Raw genomic sequence first — 21,555 nt, forward strand, 5'->3', positions numbered from 1 at the left:
GCGAGGACTGTCGGAGCCTCAGCGCATCATGGGTTCACGCGGTCTTCACGGTCGCGGTAGAAACGCGGCCCCCTGTTCCAGCAGGGAGCCGCGTGATGTTCCAACTGAAAGTCCCGGAGTCGCATCCAGAACAAGGGAACGGTGGTGAGGGTAGAGGCGATTGCCGCAGCCCGCTAGTGCGAGCTTGATCACCGGCGGGTTCTTGTCTTGTTGGCTGTCCGGAGGTGGCGGCGTACGTGCGAGTGCGCCGTAGTTCCTCGCACCTCCCACCACCGAAGGGTTCTCCCTGTGCCCCCACGTTCTTCGTGCCGCCCGGTGTCCCTCTACCGTCTCGACGGTGGCCTTGACCTGGCGAAATACCTCTTGTCCGTCGAATCTGCCGACACCATCGTCAACCAGCATGTTCAGCTCGGTGAGGTGGAGTGCCTCGCGATGGGTGGCGTCCTGCGTTCGGACGCGCCGTCCTGGGCCGATCACATGCACTCTTTGACTGGCATCGACTTCAACTTCTCGGGCGACATGCCGTTCGGGGTGCTGCTCGTGCCCCTGCCGCCCTGGACGTACGCCCTGACCTGGGGCTCCGGTCATCTTCTCGTCGACAACGAACTGATCAAGCAAGGTTTCGGCCTGATGTTCGGCATCCGCAGACTGGACTGCAGCCGACTTGGCTCGGTAGCCAGCTCGGCGCTGGACGTCACGGCTCGCGCCACGCAGACCTCTTTTCCGGGCGGCAGCGATCTGGGTGGCTTCCAGATCGAGCCGTATGGCGAGCTGGTTAACCGCATCGCCGGCCCCGCCGACCTCCGCGGGTTGACCTACGGCCGGGAGACCGGCAAGCCGTACCGCATCAAGGTCGGCAACGCGCTCTGGGCGCCGTTCGCTCGTGAGCCTCATGCCCTGCTGGCCGACCTCCGGGCTGTCGGGGAGGCTGTCGACGAGCCCGACAACCACTCGGCGCTGCGCTTCGCTGCCCAGACGCGTCCTCTGCCGAGGTCGAACGTGAAGCGGGGTGCGCTTGAGTCACGGCTGGCCGCGGCGCTCGGCGGCGACGAGACGGCCGGCGTACTCGGATTGGCCTGGCCGGATGACGTCGTCCGCGACGTCGAGGAGGCGGGCTCCTTCAGGATTCAGCGTCTCGGGTCGTGGGGACCGTATGTCGTCGATACGAACCTCGAATTGAACGACTTCACCGAGCGATTCAAGCTGATCGCCGCTCAAGACCGCCTCGAGTGCCTCCAGCTTGCGCGCGTTCTGCCCTGCCTCGACGACGACGGGCAACAAGAGTTCGCGTCGCAGACCTCACTGCGGAAGTGGTTCGTGTTCGAGACGACCATCGACAACGTCCGGTACTGCTACCACCAGGGCAAGTGGTTCCGCATCGGCGAGGGCTTCGTGGAGCAGATTCGCGAGCAGGTCGCCGCGCTGCTCAAGAACCGGAGTGACCTGTCGTTCCCGCACTGGACGCCGACCGGGAAGCGCGACGACGAGCATCGCTTCTGTGACCTGACCGCCGAGCAGGACGGCTACCTCTGTCTCGACCGCAACTTCGCCTCGACGCCTTTCCACCCACGGTTCGAACTCTGCGATGTCGTCGGACCGGCTGACGAGATGGTGCACGTCAAGTGGCTTGGTGGAGCGCCAGCCGCGAGCCACCTCTTCACCCAGGCGCAGGTCGCGGCTCAGGCCATCCGAGATGAACCGGAGGCAGTCCAGCAGCTGAACGTCAAAGTCAGGGCACTCGACCCGCATCGCGCCCAGATGGACCCGTCAGTGGTCGTGCTGGCGATCGCCGGCCGGACATGGGATGTGGACCAGCTGTTCACACTTTCCCAGCTCGGCCTTCTCCGGCTGCATAGGACACTACGTCACCTGCGATGCAACCTGCAGTTCGCGGACATTCCACACACGCCTAAAACGCGTTCTCGTAGCAAGAAGGCTGCCGCTTAAGTAAGCGTCGGAGCAGGCACTCGAACCTGCTCCGACGCTACAAGCACGGCGGGACCGAACAAGCCTGCGCACCTGACTTCCAGCAGTAGTTAGAGGTGCGCATCTCGACGACACTGCTTACTGCGAGTTCTGATTCTTCCGGATCGCGAGGGCGGGCAGGTTGTCGACGATCTGCATTGTCTGCAGGCTGACGGTCACGATGCGGGCGAGCAGGTCGACGATGTAGCGTGGGTCGCCGACCTCGCGGTTCCAGTTGTTGGGGTCGTTGACGATGCCCGAGGCTTTGTCGGTCTTGACCTGATACCTGTCGATGATCCACTCGATAGCAGACCGCGGGCCCAGCATGTAGCGATGGGCGTCCTCTGGGATTCCGTCAAGAGTGATCCGCGAGTTGTAGACGATCGCGCTCTTGTCGGCGACGAGCTTCTTCGTCTCCGGGTCGCGCGTCTTCTTGAAGGCCATCTTCTGGACGGCGAAGAAGTCGTATGGGTCACCGGCCGGTTCGACGTCGAGGCCGCCAAGCGGGTACGGCGTCACTGACTCGTAGCCCACGTGTAGCTCCGAAAGGATCCGGCCAGCCTCAACGAACGGCCGCGTGTCCTCCACGAGTGGGATTCGCGGCAGCATCTTCTTCAGGTCGGCCGCGTAGGTCTCGCGGTACTCCGGGCTGTGTAGCAGCCCGTAGATGTAGAAGAAGATGTCATCTTTGGTGAACTTATTCCCATATGTCTCTCGGAACTGCCGCAATGCCTCATCGGTGATGTTGTCGAGCTTGCGGTAGCCGTCAACAAGCTCCTCGTCGCCGACCGAAAAGAGCATCCCTGCATCCTCGGCCGACTCGTAGCGCCAGCGCGCGAAGTATTGACCGGTGTCAAGAGTATGCAGATCAGGCATTCGATCAATCATGATGAAAGAGAATGGATAATGGGAAGATATGTCGGTGACCACAATGCCGATATTTGTTGTGCTTGTCGTCGGAAAGAAGTTGCGCACCGAGTACTGCTGATCATTAAGGAACCGATCGAAGTACAGGTACTGACCCTGAAACGGTCGAAAGGTTGCCACTCGGATGTGATCCTTATTAAAGGATAGAGGCAGGTTCCTGCGGGCGGCGCTTTCGAGCGTCCTGCTCCATTTTATGAGCGACTCATCCGAGGTGAGACTGTGATCGGCAAGTTCAATGAGGGCGAGTCGATCATTCTCGTAGGTGCGAATAAGTCTCGATACTTGCTCGACGAGCGCTGATTGCGCCGATGCATATGCCCACTGGGAACGAGCAGTATTCACACCTTTGGAGTAGGTGTCAAAGACTGCTATCCGAGCAGTCTTGTCGCCGATGGGCAAGAATTTGGTGAATTCGTCGCTTCGCTTGTCGAGCCAGTCGCCGTGCTCGTTCGGGACGATTGGCCGAAGTCCCGGAATGCGCGTCATCGTACCCGCCGTCACGACCTCGGCTGCCTTCTCTTCTGCTGAAGTGTAATCGCCGACTTCGGCGTACGAGATGTTCGGGCTACCGACGTGATCAGGGTTCTTGACCAAGAGGGTGATGGCGACCGTGGCGATCGACCCACCTTGGCTCTTTGTGAAGGCCTCCCAGATTGGACGTCCCTCTGCTCCGCCCGCGCGGCGGTTGCCCCTGAGATTGTAGACGTAGATGCTGCTGAATTCGTCCGCGAGTGCCTTGCGGACTCCGTCGGCGGTATTCGATGTCAGCCAGCCACCATTGGTGACAAAGGCGATTACGCCGCGATCCTTGATTCGAAGAGTAGCCCACTTGATCGCACGGAAGTATGAGTCATACAGGGAATTTTTATTCGTCGCAGTAGATCGCTCTGCATAAGATTTCCGTATCGCCTCATCAAGAGAGGGATACTTCTCATTGGCATTGCCATCATTAGCTGAGCCCTGCCCAACGGACCAAGGCGGGTTACCAACGATCACGGTGATCGGGAGTTTCTTGAGTCGTTCAAGGCGAGCATTATTCTCTGGGAAGATGCTGAGGTCGGGGTGGTCGTCGTCTTCCCAGGACTGGAAGGTGTCGGTGAGGATCAAGCCGGGGAAGGATTCATACACTGCCTTTTCGACGTCGGCAGTGTTCGTGCCGACACTGCTCGCTTCGTTCTCAGATTCGATCACCGAAGCCTGTTCGAGTTCTTGGCCTCGTTTAATGCCCAAGTAAGTGGTCTCGATGTTGACTGCGGCGATGTAGTAGGCGAGTAGGAGGATTTCGTTGGCGTGGAGTTCCTCGGTGTATTTCCTGGCGAGGTCGTGTGGATCAATGAGGCCGAGTTCGAGTAGTCGGACAATGAAGGTGCCGGTGCCGGTGAAGCCGTCGAGAATGTGAACGCCTTCGTCCGACAGGGACTGGCCGAACTCGTTTTTCAGTATCTCGTCGGCAGAGCGGAGGATGAAGTCGACGATTTGGACTGGCGTGTAGACGATGCCGAGTTTGTCGACGGTCTTCTTGAAGGCGGTGGCGAAGAACGTGTCGTAGAGGCGGCGGACCAATTCCTGGCGGCCTTCGCGGTCCTTGACGTCGGCGACTTTGCGGCGTACCGAGTCATAGAACTTGTGAAGCGATTCGTTTTCGGCTTCGAGGTCGTGTTGGTCGAGGACGGCGAGCATCTTCTCCATCGTAACCGCGACGGGATTGTTGTCGAGAAAGTCGTCGCCGGCGAAGAGGGCGTTAAAGACGGGGCGGGTGATGAGGTGTTGGGCGAGCATCTCAACCGCGTCGTTCTCAGTTATGTTGTCGTTGAGGTTGCCGCGGATGCCGTCGAGGAACTCGTCGAATTCGTCGCGCACGCCCGTCTCGGGGTCCTTCAGGAGCGCGCTAATGCGGGTGATCTGACGTTCGGCGATGGAGGCGACGTCCTTGGCCCAGTCGGTCCAGTACTCCCGAGAGCCGACCTTTTGCACGATCTTGGCGTAGATTGCGTCGCGCCACCGGTCGAGATCTGGCAAGGCGAGGTCAAAAGCGCCCTGTTCGCTCCGCTTTTGGTCGTCGCCGCCGACGCCGATGACGTTGATCTTGCCGCCGTCGCGGTTCTTGGACAGAGAGATCCGGTTGACCATCGCATCGAATCGTTCGTCGTGGGCGCGAAGCGCCTGGAGGATCTCCCAGACTACGGCGTAGCGCTTGTTGTCCCGCAGAGCCTCCTCAGGCGTCATGCCGGACGGGATCCCGATCGGGAGGATGATGTAGCCGAACTTCTTCTCGCCCTTCGGATCGAGTCGCATCACGCGGCCGACTGACTGGATGATGTCGACCACTGATTTGCGCGGGGAGAGGAACATGACGGCGTCGAGGGCGGGGACGTCGACTCCCTCGGAGAGACAGCGGGCGTTTGTGAGAATCTGGCAGGTGCCGTCGGCGGGCTCGCTACGTAGCCAGTCGAGTTTGGTGTTGCGTTGCAGCGCGTTCATGCCACCGTCGACATGCTGGACTGTGCATTTGAGCGGGTTGGTACCGTCGGAGTCTTCCTGGTCGGTGGCATCGACATAGTAGTCGGTGACCGACTGAAAGAGTTGTTCGATCCGCTTAGAATCGGCGATGTTGCCGGCGAACGTGATCGCGCGCCGCATCGGAGCTATGTCGGGCTCGAACGAGTGCTCCACCTTGCCGCGCTTGGCAAGACCGTTCCAGCATCCGACGATCTTCGCGGCGTCCTCGAGTTTGAGTTCGTTACCCTCATCGGAAAGCTGCATCTGGAAGGTGCGAGCGACCGATTCCTCGTCAACGGTCAAGACCAGCACCTTGTAGTCGGTGAGCAGGTCGCGTTCCACCGCCTCGCCGAAGCCGAGACGGTGAAATTCCGGACCGAACAGATCCTCCCTGTCCATCGATGCGAGCACGGCGTTGGCCTCGCCCGCTTTGGTCTTCGTGGAGTCGTCGTAGATGCGCGGGGTCGCGGTCATGTAGAGCCGTTTGGCGGCCGGTAGGTAGTCGTCGTTGTGGACCCTGACGAAGTTGGACTCGTCCTCGCCGGCGAGGGTTGCACCTGTCGTGCGGTGTGCCTCGTCAGCGATGATCAGATCGAACGGTGCGAGGGTTCGCTGCGCTTCGGCGACGACGTTGATCGACTGATAGGTCGAGAAGACCACCGTCATGGCAGACTTGTCTGACTCCGCTCCCGAGATCCGCTTCGTGATCTCGGTGATGCTAGTTGTGGCGGGCAGCGCGATGTCGTTGACCGAGATGTCCTCCAAGCCGTCGCTGGTCGGACTGCGCCTCGTCGACTTGGCGTCGGAGCAAACGGCGATAGGGCGGACGGGGACGTCGGCGTTGTCGAGCCACTCGCGCACAGTCTGAGAAAGCAAGTTGATACTCGGGACCAAGAAAAGAATCTTTCCACCTGCGCCGACATTCTCCTCCGCGAGCCTGAGGCTCGTAAAGGTTTTACCGGTACCGCAGGCCATTACAAGCTTGCCTCGGTCGTGCTCGCTGAAGCCGGCCACGACCTTGTCGATCGCGATCCTTTGATGAGGGCGCGGCCTCTTCTTCTCGGAAAGCGTGAGCTCTTCAGGTGCGTCGAGGGAGAAGACCGACCAGTCGACTCGAGATGCTTCTAGATCGGAGAGGCCGATCCGTCGGACGGGGATCGTTTGGTTGCGGATGGCATCTTCGGCGTTGGCGTTCCACTTGTCCGACGTGGAGATGATGATGCGTTCGCGGTACCCCTCTTTGCCCGAGATCGCAAGGAAGGAGTCGATCATCGGCTTGGTGACGGAGGTGGTCGGTGCGAAGAACTTGCATTGGATGGCGATGTCATGCCCGGTTTCCCTGTCGCGGGCGACGAGGTCGATGCCGGTGTCGTGCTTGCCGTGGTTGCCGGGGTACTCATTCCACAACCAGACGTCCGTGAACTGGTCGGCGAAGACCAAGTCGGTCTTGAGGTAAGCCTTCATCAGGCGCTCAAACTTCGCGCCCTTGTCGGCCTCCGAGATGGCCGAGGCGCGGAGCTGCTCGAGAACCTCATAGATCGTCGTCGACATAGAGACGTTCTATCGCACCTGAGAGGGTTGGACGAGCTAGGGGGCAACGACGCGCCCCCGATCGTCCGCCGCCGACCCGTGAGCTGAGCGACTGCTGAGACCTACTGTTGAGTAGGTCACTGGCCATTTAACGCTCCGTGACCAAGGTCAGGTTGAAGGCTGTAACTCAACACCTGTCTCGTGACGACATAGGATCAAGCAGAACACGGGGTGGCCTGAGGGGGTGACTTGGGAAGCTACACAGCGGGTGCCGTGTCGTCGTCGGCGATTTGTGCACTCTTGTCGGAGCTTGCTAGGGCCAAGGCCTACGGCCAGCTGACATGGGCGCAGCTGAAGCCCAACACCGTCCAAGGATTGATCCAGGTGCGTACTCAGGTTGAGGACTGCCTGGATGGTGCCCTGCGTGCCTACTTCGCGACAGCGCGGCCAGACAGGTTCCACGTTCAGTATCTAGTCAACCGTGTTCCTGTTCGACGCCTTGACGTGAACGACAGTCACCGCGGCCTACCGCCCGATACGACCCACAAGCACACCTATGTGCCGCAGACGGGGACTGAGAGTGCCTATGTACCGGATGACATACCGCCGGTACCGTTGGGGCCGACGGTCGCTGAAGGCACCTATCGGCGATTGTTCGAGGCGTTCGCTTCGGAGTGCTTCATCGAGTTGCCAGAGGGATACTGGACGGAGCCAGGGAGGTGAGCAGGAGTGGACGTCTCCAAGATCAAATCTAGCGTGTTGTCGCTGGTCAACGACATGATCGAAGTTCGTCAGTATGGCCATGGACACCTCTTGACTCTCCCGCTGGCCTTCTATGACAACGATTTGATCACGTTGTTCGTGGAGCCTTATGAGGGCGGGATCCGTGTATCTGATCAAGGTACGACGGCGCTGCGGCTCCACATGGCGGATCTGGATCTGGAGAACCCTCGCATTGCGGACGCCTGGTCGCGATCCGTAGCTGCGCTCGGCGCACAGTCATTGGCCGCTGAGGACGGCGTGGTTGGCGGGTGGGGGGACGAGGCGGAGGTTGGCAGGTTGATACTGAGCGTAGCCGAGGCGGTTCTCCGCGTTGACCAGCTCAGATGGCTTGTGACGGATCGGCGGCCAGTGAGGTTTCGAGATCGTGTCGTCAGCACGATCAGCGCGATCGCAAGTGCGCCCGAGCACGTAACTCCCAACGCGCCGTTGCCTCAGACATCAGGACGCACCAGGCAGGTGACTGCTGCAGTTGGTCCGGATGTTGACAATCGCGTGTACGTGCAGGCCATGGGTGCGAGCAATCGTGAACACGCGGCTGAGCACTGCTACTACGTCTTCAGTCACACCAACGTGCCACGTGAGCGGGTATTGGCGGTCGCGGCCGGCCGCCGCGATGCTTGGTCATCGGCCCTCCTGCAGGAGCTGACCGAGGTTACCGACGTAGCTTTTTTCGACGAGCACGGAGACGTCAAGGACAAACTTGGCGGTCGGCTGGCAAGGTTGAGCGGCAACGTGCGCGGATAGCAGCTGCGCAGCGTAAGACGGGTTGACAGCTGCTTGACGATCAGCGTGATGCCGAGCCCTGAATGGCTACTTGCGGGTCGCCGCGTCTGTAGATGTCCCTTCGCGGTGGCGCCAGTTTGCAACGGGGCGGCACACCAGGGCTTCCGACGTTCGCGCACTCTCGAAGCGTCGCAGGTCATAGGTGTAGCGATCGAGGTCGTCGAGGATATGGTGCTCGGCAAGGTCACAGATCAGATGCTCGCTATCCTGGATCAGCTCGAGGCCGACGGGTGGTTCGATAGCGGGCTTGTTACCGGATGTGTTGTTGAACGGGTTGTCGATGACGATGCCTGTAACCCATTCGGTTGCTACATCGCCCAGACGTTCAGGTCCGATCACATAAGCAAGCGGTTGCACGTCTGTGACGGGGGTGCGAGGTGCCCGGCTTCGTACAACGGATCGCTCTACACGTGGTCGGAAGTACAAGCCCTCATGAGCGCCGATCGAGCGGCAGAGCTGCAGCAGCGGCGCGGTGTCGAGCGGCACGCCTTCCAGCTGGAACGATAGCGTGACGGCCATGGTCTGGCGGCTTCGGTGGGCAGCCAGGTTCGCGGTGACCGTATAGAAGCCGCCGTCGCAGCGGTCGAGATAGCAGATCTCCTCGCTGTGGTGGGCGTCCGGTGTGTCGGCTCGCTGTTGCCATAGAGGCAGCTGGTCTATGAACGCAGCACAGCCGAGGCCGTGCCAGTTTCGGTTCGCTTGCTGCATGCTCCAGCGCGCGTCTGGAGTTGCCCATCCCATAGCAGCGAGCTTGTCGACGAGGTCGGCGAGGTGACGTTGGCTCAGTATTGCTGGCGCTACATCAAGGGTGACACCGCTGCCGGAAGCCGGCACCCAGTCGATGTCGGGAAGCTTATGGGCGAAGACAAACTGGCCAAACTGGCCTGCGCATTCGATCACCTGGCTTCGCTCACCGTCGGGCGACATGAACTGGCCTTCAGCCTTCGGCAGGTCGAAGCGACGACGTGAAGAGGGTCGCTTCTCCAGGGGCTCGTCGAGCAGAACTATGCCATCGGTGAGCAGCGCGTCCTTCTTGCGCCACAGCAGCTTCGTTAGCGACTCGCGTCCGCTGGCAATGAGCCGGAGCTCGTCGCCAGAGATCAACAGAATAGGTTGGTGGCGGTGATGTTCGGTATCCGACAGCACCGAGCCGGCGAACCCCGGAAAGCTCAGCAGTACACCGACCACGTCGCTGTTGGTCCGCCTCAGCCGCGAGCGCAGGCTGTCAAGATCGTTTATGTCGGCTCTGCCGCTACGCCACTTGCACTCGATCAAGAAGGTTTCGGTAGCCCTGGTCGCTAGGACGTCAGTCTGCCGCGGCCGCGCCACGCCTGGGTTCAGGGTGACCTTGAAGTGAGATTGGCGGAATACTTCGGCGACGAAGTCTTCAAGCTCTCGACCTCGGGTAGCCAGGTTCTGGAGTCGGCTGATCGCGTCCAGTCGTACGTCGAGATCGGTTCCTGTCACGCCGGTATCTTGACCGCCGACGCCTTCACGCTCGCGGAGGCGCTCCGGAGGGGCGAGAGCTTCCACTGCTAGTCCGCGGCGCGCAGGGATCGGATGTTCTCGTGGTACCAGCGGCCGACGGTGCCTTTCGGATTGCGGTAGCCGTAGATCTCGAGGTACTGCTCGATCTCTACATCGGAGTGATGACGATGCAGCCGCTGGTACTCCGTACGTGCCAACGCCTCGTCTCGGAGCGGACCGCTCCCAAGTTGGAAGAAGAAGTCTATAGGACTGCCATCGCTGGCTGGCAAGTCGCGCGTGTACTGCGCGACGGCGTCCCTGAACAAGTCGAGCTCGTGGGTCACGGCGCCCGCGCCAGCCTCGCCGACCCACCTGTTGACGTCTCTCGACGTCACGCGACGAGCCTGAGCAACGTCGGCAGCTTTCCACTTGCTGCCGATCACGAGATCTGGATCGATCTGTGGGTCGCGACGTTGTAGCCAGCGTCCGAGGATGGCCCTGGCTAGTGGATCCTCCCCGAATGCCTTTCGGGTTTCAACGAGCACGCCGCCGGGGACCGACGTCAGGGTGAGGGCGCCGATCCTCACAAGCCCTGGCCGCGCGTGGGGCGGTAGTAGTAGATCGCTATCGGCGTCCCGAAGGGCTTCGCCGACGAACCGGTCGTGGTGTAGCGCCCATGACTCCATGAGCGTGGGTCGCCACTGCTGTAAGGCGGGCTCAGCCCGGAAGTGGTTCTTTGGTGAGCTTCCGTATCTGATCGCTGCCAAGCGATCTCTCTTGCGCGGTCTGGCCTGCGCTCGCTGCACTCGCCCCACCGGGTCGGTTTCCACCAAGGTCATCATCTCTGCCACCTCGCTACTTGATCGTTCTGGGCCCTGAAGCCACCTTCTGCACCCAGTATCACCGCGGCCGGCCTCAGAACTTGGCAAGTGACAAATATGTTTGATCGGCAGCGAACTAACCAGTGCATGTATGGATTTTTAGTGCCTTGAACTGCGGAAACGCTGCGCCGATGTGTGTAGCGGAGACCGCGGCGTCGCCGAACTCGTGACGGGAGCCCCCTTGACATGTTGTCGCCATCGGGCCACGACCAGGACGGGTGTCAGCGCTCCCTTCCGTGACGGTCTCGGGTGCGTACCCCACGCTCGAACAGTCGGGCACGAACGGTGTTCGCGGTTGTATCGAGCTTGTCCGCGATGCGGGCGAGTGACTGCCCTGATGCGTAGAGTCGCACCGCTTGGTCGACTTGCTCGGCGGTCAGTCGCCCTCGGATCTGGACACCGGCGCGGCGCAAAATGCCGCTGACCGTCTTCCGGTTGATCTTGAATCGCTCGGCGAGGTCGTACACGGTGCCGCCGGCCTGGTAGGCCGCAGTGAGCTCGTCGACTTGCTGATCGCTCAGCTGTTTAGCACGTCGCGGCTTACGCCGTTTGGGTGGAGGTGTAGTGGCCGTCGTAGGCAGGCGCCGGACCAGAGCTTCGAGCGTCCTGACCTGCACGCTCGGGTTGTAGTAGGGTCCCCGCAGGTCCACACAGAGGTGGCCCGTGCCCGCGGAGGGCGCGGGCTTTTGTGTTCCGCGTGTCTTGTGGGGGTGCAACCCCCACACCCCGCCCGGGGGCTTCGCCCCCCCGGGACCCCGGTTGTGGTCGCTTCTCAGGTGATTGGTCGTTAGGTTGTGGCTGTTGCCTCCAGCTCGACCATCAGGGTGGGGAGAGCCAGGCGGGTTACTCCGAGCATGGTGGTTGCGGGGGCTATGCCCGTGGTGGCCAAGCGGGATGCCAGTACGCCGTAGTGCTTGAAGAGCTCGTCGACGTCTGTTGTGTAGATGTTGAGGCGGACCACGTTCGTGAGGGTCATGTCGGCCTTGGCCAGGACGGTCTCCAGGTTGTTCAGGCTTAGGGCCAGTTGGGCGGCCATGTCGTTGTCGTGCTGGGGCTTGCCTTCCGCGCTCATTGCGGTCTGGCCTGAGCAGTACAGGGTTCGGGTGTGTCCTGAGACCAGCTCGGCCTGGTTGTAGCCCAGCTCCGTCGACCACGGCCACGGGTTGATCGCCGTTCGCTCCACTGTCGCTCCAGGTTCGGTGACTTGATGTGTGCTCCTGAGCTTTGCGGTCAATCACGACATCCTCTGTCGTGTATTTCGATAGGTTTCCGGGGTGCGCGCCGATCGGTTGGTATCGCTGGTGTTGCTGCTGCGACAGCGCGGTCGGCTGACTGCGGACACGCTCGCCAACGAGCTTGAGGTGTCCGCTCGTACTGTGCTGCGTGACATCGACGCGCTGTCGGCTGCTGGGGTGCCGGTCTACGCGGAACGGGGACGGCACGGTGGTTTCGCGCTGCTGCCGGGTTTTCGGACCGAACTCACCGGGTTGAACCACGATGAGGCCCTGGCCTTGCTGGCCGCCGGGTCGGGGCGGGGTGAGCGGGTTTTCGGGCTGGGGCCGGCGCTTGCGTCCGCCAGGCGGAAGGTGGTCGACGCGCTGCCCGAAAGTCAGCGGGCCACTGCGAGCGATGCGTCCCAGCGGTTTCTCGTCGAGCCGGAGACCGACCTGCTCTCGCGTCGGCTGGTCGCCGAGGAGTTGCCTGGGACGACGATGGTCGAGGTGCGGCGGGCGGTGCTCGCCGGACGCAAGCTGCGCATCCACTACGCCGCCTCGAACCAGGCTCCACAGTGGCGCACGGTGGACCCCATCGGTCTGGTCACCGTGCGCGATCGGGGGTATCTGCTGGCCACGAGAGCCGGCGCGGACCGTACCTACCGGCTGTCCCGGGTGCTGGCCGCCGAGGGGCTTCCCGAACCGGCGCAGCGGCCGAGCCGGGTCGATCTGGACCGGGCCTGGCGGGAACGCTGCGCGCGATTCCTGTCCAGCGACCACCTCGCCGTGCTGGTGCGGGTGAAGCCGGCGCGGCGGGAGGACCTGCTGGGCACCGCGGTCGCCGTTCGCGCCGAGGCACCCGACGCGGACGGCTGGCTGCGGCTGGAGGTGACGTACCAGGATTCACGACACGCCGAGTGGGCGCTGTGGCAGCTCGGCACGGACGCGGAAGCCTTGGCACCGGCCTCGTTGCGGACCGCCCTGCGTGACCGCGCCGCCGCGATCGCCGCCCGCTACGGGGACTGATCCCGAGAGCGGGCCGTTTGTATGTCTTCTGTACGTCTTCATTGGATCGTCGGCCGCATGCTGAGAACAGCCCTGCTCACCCTGGTCGTTGCCGTGTGCGCGGCGCTGCTCCCGGCGACGGCGGGCGCCGCGCCCGTCGCCGGGGTGCGCGCGAGCTACGCGAACCCGGTCCGGATCGGTGGCCACGTCGACGCCGCCGCCACCATCGACCGGCTGCGGACGATGAACGCCGACACCTACGCCTTCCTCGTGCAGAACGAGACCGACTGGCACGACCTCGAAGCGTTCCTGCCGGAAGCCCAGACGGCCGGCCTGACCGTGTGGGCCTACCTGGTACCGCCGAGCGAGTGCCCCGGCGGCCCGACCTGCGACGGCTATCTTCCGTACCAAAAGGACTACGTCGCGTGGGGGCGGGCCATCGGCGCGCTCGCGCAGAACTTCCCGGTGCTCAAGGCGTGGGCGATCGACGACTTCAACCACAACCTCGCGTTCTTCACCCCGGCGTACACCACGCAGATCCGCAACGCAGGCCGCGCGGTGCAACCGGCGCTGGAGTTCTACCCGGTGGTCTACGCGGGCGCCCTCACGTCCGCCTTCGTGGAGTCCTACGGCGGGATCATCGACACCCTGATCATGCCGTTCCGGGACGACCCGCACCGCAACACGGTGTGGACCGGTGACCTCCGTGCCCAGCTGGACACCCTCGTCGCCCGGCTGGCCGCGAAGAACCGCAAGCTGGTCCTGATGGTCTACGCGTCGACCCTGTCGAAGACCACGGTCGCCCCGGACGTCGGCTACGTGCGCGCGGTGACGGCCGTCGGCATGCAGTACGCCGCCGCGGGCAAGATCGCCGGGGTCATCCAGTACGCGCTGCCGCTCACGCCCGGCCGCTCGCAGAACTCGGACGTCTCCTTCGCGCACACCGGGAACGGCGGCCTCGTCTTCACCGTGCACCCGGACGTCCCCACGAAGGCGGGCGACTTCGCGGCGGCGAGCACGACCATCCGGCTCGACGGCGGATCGGCGTCGTGCCGGATGGTGTTGTGGCACAGCGACGACCGGGACGGCGGCAGCCCGGCCGGATACCACCTCAAACAGGCGCAGGTCGGCGGTGCGCAGGTCTGGCAACGCGATGTCGCGAGCGAGGGCACGGACTGGTACACCTCGGCGCCGATCGACCTGACGTCCCGCCTGACCGGCGGCTCGGCGACCTTGACGCTGCGGCTGTTCGAGGCGAAGGCGGTGAGCAACTACGAAGTCGTGGCCCGCTTCGACGACGTGTCGCTGACCGGCTGTCACCTCACGAACCCCGACTTCGAGAACACGGGTGGCTGGACGTTCACCCGGGGAAACGGTGACGTGAACGCGGGCCAGCACAACTACGACCCGGCGTATTCGACGTCCGTCCACACCGCGGTCGGTGAGCTCTACGCGGCCTGACACGAGCCGCCGTCAGGCGGAAGAGCGGGCTTTCATCCAGAGGATCACGTCCAGGCACCGCAGCAGGCTGATGTCCTCGATCCCGCCCGCCTCGGCGCGGAGGTCCGCGACCGCCGATGCCCGGGTCGGGTCTGTGTGGAACCAGCTCCACAGGCAGTTCCACGGGCTCTCCGGGGCCTTGAGGACCGCCTTCACCTGGCTGTCGTACACCGGGATCAGGCGGGGGCGCTTGCGCGCCATCAGCTTCGACGCCGTCACCGGGCGGTGGCTGCCGCCGCAGCGGCGGAACAGTTCCCACAGGCGGTGGGCCGGGGCGCCGGGTTCGTACGTCGACCACGCCGCCGCGTGCATCGAGATGTTCACCGGGATCTGTTCCAGGAGTTCCCTGATCTGGTACGCGTACGTGATCGTCGCTTCGATCGCCACGTCGGCCAGGCTGGTGATGCTCAGGAAGTTCAGGGCCAGGACGTCCGCTTCCGTCACCGTGTTGGCGACGTTGGGGCCGTCGCCGCCGCCGGCGAAGCGTTCGAACCAACGGCCGGTGTAGCGGGCCGTCGGACGGTGCTGGTTGAAGTAGCTTCGCAGCGCCGTCAACGACTCGTCGCGGTGCCTGCCACGCACGCATTGATCCAACAGGTGGTGCTGTTCGGTGTATTCCTGCATGTCGAGCGCTCCCTCATCGCCGACGGTGGTCTGATGAGGGTCGCGGTCGTCGTCTTGTCCGTTACGACAGGGTTTTCAGCCAGTTGATCACCACGGCGAAGTACGTCGGAGCGTTGGGGGCGTAGTTGATCGCGTGGCCGTAGCCGTCCAAGATGTACGTCCGCAGTGCCTTGGTGCCGAAGAACGGCGCCTCGGACGCGCGAAGCGCTTCCGCGGACGAGCAGTCGCTGCCCAGCACGCCGCAGAAGTGCGGGTCGTTGCCCACGGCCAGCAGGACGGGCGCGGTGATCTGCTGGGACGCCGGCGTGACCACCGTCGTCAGGGTCAGGCTGTCCACCGCCTCGGTCGCCGCGAACACGTCCTTTGTGGACTCGTCGTACGCGATCGCGGCCTCGTCGAGGGGGCCCGGCGTGTGGAACGCCGTGTAGCGGGTGCCCGCGTTCGTCGTCAGGTAGCCCGCGTCGAGTCCGCGGGCGCCCAGCGCCGGGTCCAGCGGGGCCGGGATCATGTTGGCCAGCACCGGGATCACGGTGATCAGGTTCATCCGGTGCGTCATCCCCGTGACGAGCACGCCGTCGACGTCGCGGTAGCGGCCCGCCTCGATCATCGCCATCGCCGCGCCGATCGAGTGGCCGCCGACCACCACCTTCGCGAAGCGCGAGCGCACCGACCGGACCACCTGGTGCGCCGCCGTCGCCTGGACCGACGCGCTCAGCAGCGTGCTCAACGGCCTCGAGCTGGCGCCCGTGCCGAGGCGGTCCAGGGCCAGCGTCGCGATCCCCGCCTGGTTCATCGCCAGCCGGAACGACCGGACCTCCGGCGTGTAGCCGATGTCCCAATAGGACGCGTTGTACGTGCCACCGGGGATCAGGACCACCACGGTCGACGCCCCGGGCGGCGCGCACAGGCGGCCGTGCATGGTCTGCGGGAGCAACGCCACGGTGACCGGGACGTTCAGGTCTTCGCAGGTCGTGGTGGCCGCGCTCGCCGTGACGGGCGCGAACAGGGTCGCGGCCACGAGCATGAGGGCAGCACAAAAACGTAGGCGGAGCACGGAGAAACGACCTCCAACTAGCGGGGGACTGCCGTCATCGGCAGGCTGTCGGGGTAGGCGGCGGAGGTGAACTTCACGCGCACCGGCCGGCCCGGCACCGGGACCAGCCGCCAGCGCGCGGCCACCGTGGCCACCGTGATGACGATTTCGTTCTGGGCGAAGCGGTTTCCGAGGCACTGCCGGGTGCCCGCCCCGAACGGGACGAACGCGCCCTTCGGCAGCTCCGCCACCCGCTCGGGCGCCCAGCGGCCGGGATCGAACCGGTCCGGGTCGGCGAACGACGCGGGGTCGTGGTGCAGCGCGTGCGGGCTGACGATCACTTCGGCGCCCTCCGGGAGCCGCGCGTCGCCGAGGTCGACGTCGGTGAGGGTGCGGCGCATCAGCATCCACAGCGGGTACATGCGCAGCACCTCGTCGACCACCTGCCGGACGTAGGTCAGCCGGGCGAGGTCGTCGACGGTGACCGGACGGCCGGCCAGCACCTCGTCGACCTCGGCGTGCACCCGCGCTTCCACTTCGGGGTGCCGGCCGAGCTCGTGGAACGTCCAGGCCAGCGCGAGCGCGGTCGTCTCGATGCCGGCGGTGAGCAGGGTGAGCACCTCGTCGCGCGCCTGCTCGTCGGTCATCCCGGCCAGCAGGAGGGTCGACAGCAGGTCGCCGTGGTCGGCGCCCTCCGCCCGCCAGTCGCGGATCACCTCGACCACGATCTCCTGCATCCGGCCGATGGCCTCGTCGAACCGCCGGTTGCCGGGGACCGGCAGCTTTTCGACGAACTTCGGCGACAACGCGCGAATCATTCCCTGCTGGATGATCACGAAGATCGACCGGCGCGCTTCGGCGATCGCCGCTTTCCCGAGTTCGGTGGAGAACAACGCCTCGCCGACGATCGTCACCGCGAGGCCCTGCATGTCCTCGTCGACCAGCCGCACGTCGCCGGGCTGCCACGAGCCGCACATGTCGGCCGCCGCGCGCTGCATGGTCTTCGCGTAGGCGGCCAGGCGGTCGCGGTGGAACGCCGGCTGCATCAGCCGCCGCTGCCGCAGGTGGAAATCACCGTTCGAAAGCACCAAGCCATTTCCGACGAACGGCCGGAACTTGTCGAACATGGCGCCCTTGCGAAACTTCGGCCCCGCCGTGACCAGCACTTCGTGTGCCAGCCGTGGGCTGGTGACGAAGTACGTCGGCGACGGGCCGAGGTAGAGTTTCACGATCTCGCCGTGTTCGTGCAATGAACTGGTGAATGCGAAGCGTTGCCGCAGCAGTGCCGGAGTGTGCCCGAGAAAAGGCCACCGGCCCGGTGCGACCGGGACGGTCATGTGGACTCCTCGTTTGCGCCATTGTGGTGGATTTCCCAAGGAGACGGCCTACGGTAGGCGCGTCCGGCCGAACGGGACAGTGCCCGATCGGGTGGTGTGCCCTCACGCATATGGCGCAGTAGACGATCCGGGAGGAATCGCTAAGCTCTTTCCGGTCCGCCGCGACTGAGAAGGTGTTCTCCGTGACACGATCACCGGAATGGGTTCCACCGGGTGTCGATATCTCCGTGCCGAGCATGGCTCGCACTTACGACTTCATGCTGGGCGGCGGCCACAACTTCGCCGTCGATCGCGCGGTGGGTGAGCAGATCGAACGCGTGATGCCCGGCCTGCGCGACTCCGCGCGCGTGAACCGTGCGTTCCTCGGGCGCGCGGTGCGGTTCATGACCGACCGCGGGATCCGGCAGTTCCTCGACATCGGGTCCGGCATCCCGACGGTGGCGAACGTCCACGAGGTCGCCCAGGCGCAGGATCCCGGGTGCCGCGTGGTGTACGTCGACCGCGACCCGGTGGCGGTCGCGCACAGCGAATTGATGTTGGCGGGCAACGACCGCGCGGCCGTCGTGCAGGCCGACATGCGGGATCCGGAAAAGATCCTCGATTCCCCGCAGGTGCGCGGGCTGCTCGATCTCGGCGAGCCGTTGGGCCTGTTGATGTTGCTGATGCTGCACTGGGTCCCGGACGAGTCCGACCCGCTCGAGCTGGTCGGGCGTTATCGCGCGGCACTGGCGCCCGGCAGTTTCTTCGCGATCACCCACGTCACCGGCGACCACCAGGGCGAAAATCTCGAAGAAGCGACGGATGTGATCAAAGAGAGCCGCAGTCCCGATCAGGTGACGCTGCGGACGCACGCCGAGGTGTCCGCCCTTTTGGCGGGCTTCGAACTCGTCGAACCGGGATTGGTCGGCTGCGGCGAATGGCGGCCGTCCGGGCCGGCGGACATCTCCGGCGCGGCCGCCATGAACATGCTGGTTTACGCCGGAATCGGTCGCAAAAGCTAAGTGAACCCACGAATGCCGAAGATCGATCACGTCCCGGAACCGCCCGCCGTTCCCGACCCGGAACGCGGGCGGAGCCTCCTCGCCCGGAAATGGGCCTACCTGCTCAGCGGCGTCACCGTCGTTTCGCTGAGCCGGGAAGAACTCGACGGCGAACTCCGCGGCCAGCTCGACACGTTGATCGAATGCCTGCGCGACAGGTCCGTCGACACGACGCCGGCCGAGCGGATAGGCGCGCGCCTGGTGGCGCTCGGCTACGTCGGCGAACCCGGGCTGCGGTGCACGCTCGACGTCCTCGGGAAGGGCCTGCCGACGCTGCCCGAACTCCAGCCGGTGGACTGCTTCGCCGAGCGGATCGTGCTGGCGCTCGGCGCGTTGTCGTGCGGGTTCCTGCTCGCGCACGAGCGCAGCGTCCTCGACCAGCAGGAGATCATGCACCTGTCACTGCTCAAGGCGGTGCGGGACGCCCAGTGGAACCTCAAGGAGAGCGAAGCGCGCTTCGAAGAGGTGGTGACGTCGTCGGCGAGCGGCATCGCGCTGGTCGCCCTCGACGGCCGGATCGTGCGGGCCAACGCGGCGCTGGCCGAGATGCTCGGGCACGCGTCCGGCGAGCTGACCGGGTCCGTGCTCTACGACGTCGTCCACCCCGATTCGGTCGAGGTCCTCCGCGAGGCGATGCGGTCGCTGCTCGACGACGGCAAGGAGCGGATCCGGCAGTCCCACCGGCTGCTGCGCGCGGACGGCGACGTCGCCCGCATCTCGCTGACGGCGTCGCTGCTGCGCGACGCCGAAGACCGGCCCGCCCACTTCGTCGTCGTGGTCGAGGACGGCACCGAGCTGATGCTGCTGCAGAGCGAGCTGAGCCGCCAGGCCCTGCACGACGTCCTGACCGGGCTGCCGAACCGCCAGTACTTCGGCACCCACCTGGAGACGGCGCTGCGGCGCGCCGACCCGGTGTACGGCGTCACCCTGTTCCACGTCGACCTCGACGCGTTCGGCATGGTCTGCAACAGCCTCGGCCGCCGGGTCGGCGAGCAGCTGCTGGTGCACTTCGCGCAGCGCCTGAAGGTGGTGATGGCCCGCGAGAAGGCCATGATCGCGCGGTTCCACAGCGACGAGTTCGGCATCCTGGTCGAGAACTCGGCGACGACGCCCGACATCGACACCATCGTGCGCGCGATCAACGACGAGCTCGCCGAGCCGTTCTTCGTCGACGGGCACGGGCTCGCGCTGTCGGCCAGCGCCGGTGTGGTGCACCGGCCGGACAAGGGCATCGACCCGGGTGAGCTGCTGCGCGCGGCGGACCAGACGCTGCGGCGGGCCAAGGCGCGGCGGCGTGGTCAGTGGAAGATGTTCGACCGCGAAGCCGACGCCGAAGACCGGCGGACGCAGGTGCTGGCCGTCGGCATGGCCGGGGCCTGGGAGAACGGCGAGATCGGCGTGCGGTACCGGCCGATGGCGCGGCTGGCGGACGGTGGCGTCGCCGGCGTCGAAGCCCGCCTGCGCTGGGACCGGCCGGCTGAGCCGCCGCTGGCGCACGAGCGCTGCGCGGAGCTCGCCGAGGAGACCGGGCTGATGCTGCCGCTCGGGGACTGGGTGCTGCGCGCGGCGGCCCGGCAGGGCGAATGGTGGCGGCAGCGCGCGGACTTCGGGCTCCCGATGGTCGCCGGGCTCACCGGGCACCAGGTTTCCGACGACGCCCTGGGCACGCGCGTGACGCGGTTGCTGGCGGACACGGGCCTGCCACCGGAGCAGCTGATGCTCGGCGTGCCGGCCGGCGCGCTGCCGGTGCCGGGTGTGATCGAGAACGTCACCGCGCTCGCCGACCTGGGTGTCCAGGTCATGCTCGACGAGTTCGGGCTGGGTCCCGACGACCTGCGGGCGATCGAGGACCTGCCGGTGGACATCGTGCGCGTCGACCGGCGGCTCGCCGAATGGCAGGCGTGGTCGGACTCGACGTTCCTCGGCGCCCTCGTCCCGCTGGTCCGGCAGGTCGGGGCCACGCTCGTCGTCGACGGGATCCACACCGAGGACCAGGCGAGCTGGTGGCGCACGGCCGGTGCCGAGCTGGCCACGGGCGACTACTTCGGGACCGCTAAGCCACCGGGGGAGCTCGTCGGGCACTTCGCCGGCACCTGAGCCTTCCACCGGGTCAGGCCGACCGCGACCAGCACGACCACCATGCCGCCGACGACGCGGGGCGACAGCGGCTCGCCCAGGAAGAGGGCGCCGAGCCCGACCGACACCACGGGGAGCAGGTAGCCGACGGTCGCCGCGGCGGTCGGGCCTTCGTCCGTGAGGATCCGGTAGTTGAGGTAGAAGGTGATCCCGGTGCCGAAGACGCCGAGGATCGTCACCGCGACGACCGCGGTCAGCGTCAGGTGCGGCGCCGTGGAGGAGACGGGCAGGGCGACGGCGGTCAGCGCGGTGGCCGTCATCAGCTGCGCGGCCGAAAGGGCGAGCGGAGCGCCGTTCGGCGGCAGTTTCCTGGCCATGTAGGCGAACGCGATCGCGTAGCTGAGGCCGGCGCCGAGCAGGGCCAGCGCGCCCGCGCTCAGCAGGCCCGACTGCTGCCACGGCGCGAAGATCACCAGGATGCCGGCGAAGCCGAGGACCAGCCCGAGCAGCCGCGCCGGGCCGAGCCGGCGTTCCGTGCCGAGCGCGACGCCGATCACGAGCGACCACAACGGTGTCGTGGCGTTCATGACGCCGGCGACGCCGGAGTCCACCGTGCGCTCGCCGAAGCTGAACAGCGCGAACGGCAGGGCGTTGCAGAACAACGCGGCGACGATCAACCGGCCCCAGGTCGCGAGGTCACGCGGGAGCCGCTGGCGAGCCGCGAACGCCAGCGCCAGCAGCGTCAGGGCGCCGAGCGCGCAGCGCACCAGCGTGAGGTGGACGGGGCTCAGCCCGGTCAGGGCCAGCTTGATCCACAGGAAGCCCGACCCCCACAGGAGGGCCAGCACGGCCATGCGCACCAAGGCGCCCCGTCCACTCGTCATGCTCCTC

15 protein-coding genes are annotated in these 21,555 nt (G+C 65.2%); 6 read left to right on the forward strand and 9 right to left on the reverse strand.

Annotated features, from left to right (window positions below):
* Window positions 1-315 precede the first annotated feature (315 nt).
* On the forward strand, window positions 316-1,947 hold the full coding sequence (locus tag ACH54P_RS35200; protein WP_489907609.1) for a TIGR04141 family sporadically distributed protein: 1,632 nt from the start codon (window positions 316-318) through the stop codon (window positions 1,945-1,947).
* A gap of 117 nt (window positions 1,948-2,064) precedes the next feature.
* On the opposite strand, the gene ACH54P_RS35205 is transcribed toward ACH54P_RS35200, so the two are convergent.
* Window positions 2,065-6,942 carry a DEAD/DEAH box helicase gene (locus ACH54P_RS35205; protein ID WP_489907610.1) on the reverse strand — a complete coding sequence of 1,626 codons (4,878 nt, stop codon included), beginning with the start codon at window positions 6,940-6,942 and terminating at the stop codon, window positions 2,065-2,067.
* A gap of 708 nt (window positions 6,943-7,650) precedes the next feature.
* Between ACH54P_RS35205 and ACH54P_RS35210 the strand changes: the two genes are divergently transcribed.
* The gene (locus tag ACH54P_RS35210) at window positions 7,651-8,448 is read left to right on the forward strand and encodes a hypothetical protein (protein ID WP_489907611.1); all 798 of its coding nucleotides are present in this window, start codon (window positions 7,651-7,653) and stop codon (window positions 8,446-8,448) included.
* Window positions 8,449-8,514: 66 nt separating this feature from the next.
* Here ACH54P_RS35210 and ACH54P_RS35215 read toward each other — a convergent pair whose 3' ends face one another.
* From ACH54P_RS35215 to ACH54P_RS35230, 4 genes are all read right to left on the reverse strand, one after another.
* Entirely contained in the window at window positions 8,515-10,020 is a 1,506-nt protein-coding gene (locus ACH54P_RS35215) for a restriction endonuclease (protein ID WP_489907612.1), read from the reverse strand.
* Between the two features lie 2 nt (window positions 10,021-10,022).
* Complete coding sequence (locus tag ACH54P_RS35220; RefSeq protein ID WP_489907613.1) at window positions 10,023-10,721, reverse strand: hypothetical protein; 699 nt, start codon at window positions 10,719-10,721, stop codon at window positions 10,023-10,025.
* A 335-nt stretch (window positions 10,722-11,056) separates the two neighbouring features.
* Window positions 11,057-11,452 (reverse strand): helix-turn-helix domain containing protein, encoded by a 396-nt coding sequence (locus tag ACH54P_RS35225; RefSeq protein ID WP_489907614.1) that lies wholly within the window; start codon window positions 11,450-11,452, stop codon window positions 11,057-11,059.
* 170 nt (window positions 11,453-11,622) lie between these two features.
* Complete coding sequence (locus ACH54P_RS35230) at window positions 11,623-12,018, reverse strand: RidA family protein (protein WP_489916809.1); 396 nt, start codon at window positions 12,016-12,018, stop codon at window positions 11,623-11,625.
* A gap of 91 nt (window positions 12,019-12,109) precedes the next feature.
* Between ACH54P_RS35230 and ACH54P_RS35235 the strand changes: the two genes are divergently transcribed.
* Both ACH54P_RS35235 and ACH54P_RS35240 read left to right on the forward strand, forming a co-directional pair.
* A complete protein-coding gene (locus tag ACH54P_RS35235) occupies window positions 12,110-13,075 on the forward strand; it encodes a helix-turn-helix transcriptional regulator (protein WP_489907615.1) in 966 nt (321 codons plus the stop codon).
* Window positions 13,076-13,132: 57 nt separating this feature from the next.
* Complete coding sequence (locus ACH54P_RS35240) at window positions 13,133-14,515, forward strand: hypothetical protein (protein ID WP_489907616.1); 1,383 nt, start codon at window positions 13,133-13,135, stop codon at window positions 14,513-14,515.
* A gap of 12 nt (window positions 14,516-14,527) precedes the next feature.
* On the opposite strand, the gene ACH54P_RS35245 is transcribed toward ACH54P_RS35240, so the two are convergent.
* The 3 genes from ACH54P_RS35245 to ACH54P_RS35255 all read right to left on the reverse strand — a co-directional run bounded on the left by ACH54P_RS35245 (window position 14,528) and on the right by ACH54P_RS35255 (window position 17,548).
* A complete protein-coding gene (locus tag ACH54P_RS35245) occupies window positions 14,528-15,178 on the reverse strand; it encodes a DUF6308 family protein (RefSeq protein WP_489907617.1) in 651 nt (216 codons plus the stop codon).
* Window positions 15,179-15,239: 61 nt separating this feature from the next.
* Window positions 15,240-16,202 (reverse strand): alpha/beta fold hydrolase, encoded by a 963-nt coding sequence (locus ACH54P_RS35250; protein WP_489907618.1) that lies wholly within the window; start codon window positions 16,200-16,202, stop codon window positions 15,240-15,242.
* Between the two features lie 47 nt (window positions 16,203-16,249).
* Window positions 16,250-17,548 (reverse strand): cytochrome P450, encoded by a 1,299-nt coding sequence (locus tag ACH54P_RS35255; RefSeq protein WP_489907619.1) that lies wholly within the window; start codon window positions 17,546-17,548, stop codon window positions 16,250-16,252.
* 236 nt (window positions 17,549-17,784) lie between these two features.
* Between ACH54P_RS35255 and ACH54P_RS35260 the strand changes: the two genes are divergently transcribed.
* Complete coding sequence (locus tag ACH54P_RS35260; protein ID WP_489907620.1) at window positions 17,785-18,549, forward strand: SAM-dependent methyltransferase; 765 nt, start codon at window positions 17,785-17,787, stop codon at window positions 18,547-18,549.
* Between the two features lie 12 nt (window positions 18,550-18,561).
* On the forward strand, window positions 18,562-20,685 hold the full coding sequence (locus tag ACH54P_RS35265; protein ID WP_489907621.1) for a putative bifunctional diguanylate cyclase/phosphodiesterase: 2,124 nt from the start codon (window positions 18,562-18,564) through the stop codon (window positions 20,683-20,685).
* Here the strand turns inward: ACH54P_RS35265 and ACH54P_RS35270 are convergent.
* Window positions 20,628-21,548, reverse strand: coding sequence for a DMT family transporter (locus ACH54P_RS35270; protein WP_489907622.1), 921 nt, complete (start codon window positions 21,546-21,548; stop codon window positions 20,628-20,630). The two genes, ACH54P_RS35265 and ACH54P_RS35270, sit on opposite strands and share 58 nt — an antisense overlap.
* Window positions 21,549-21,555 lie beyond the last annotated feature (7 nt).

This window comes from Amycolatopsis sp. N2S4-7 (assembly GCF_058119595.1).

Excerpts from the sequence above, each read along its gene's own strand:
- ACH54P_RS35255 (WP_489907619.1), bottom strand. The coding sequence starts at position 17,548 with ATGACCGTCCCGGTCGCACCGGGCCGGTGGCCTTTTCTCGGGCACACT.
- ACH54P_RS35250 (WP_489907618.1), bottom strand. The coding sequence starts at position 16,202 with ATGCTCGTGGCCGCGACCCTGTTCGCGCCCGTCACGGCGAGCGCGGCC.
- ACH54P_RS35245 (WP_489907617.1), bottom strand. The coding sequence starts at position 15,178 with ATGCAGGAATACACCGAACAGCACCACCTGTTGGATCAATGCGTGCGT.
- ACH54P_RS35240 (WP_489907616.1), top strand. The coding sequence starts at position 13,133 with ATGCTGAGAACAGCCCTGCTCACCCTGGTCGTTGCCGTGTGCGCGGCG.
- ACH54P_RS35265 (WP_489907621.1), top strand. The coding sequence starts at position 18,562 with ATGCCGAAGATCGATCACGTCCCGGAACCGCCCGCCGTTCCCGACCCG.
- ACH54P_RS35205 (WP_489907610.1), bottom strand. The coding sequence starts at position 6,942 with ATGTCGACGACGATCTATGAGGTTCTCGAGCAGCTCCGCGCCTCGGCC.
- ACH54P_RS35260 (WP_489907620.1), top strand. The coding sequence starts at position 17,785 with ATGGCTCGCACTTACGACTTCATGCTGGGCGGCGGCCACAACTTCGCC.
- ACH54P_RS35270 (WP_489907622.1), bottom strand. The coding sequence starts at position 21,548 with ATGACGAGTGGACGGGGCGCCTTGGTGCGCATGGCCGTGCTGGCCCTC.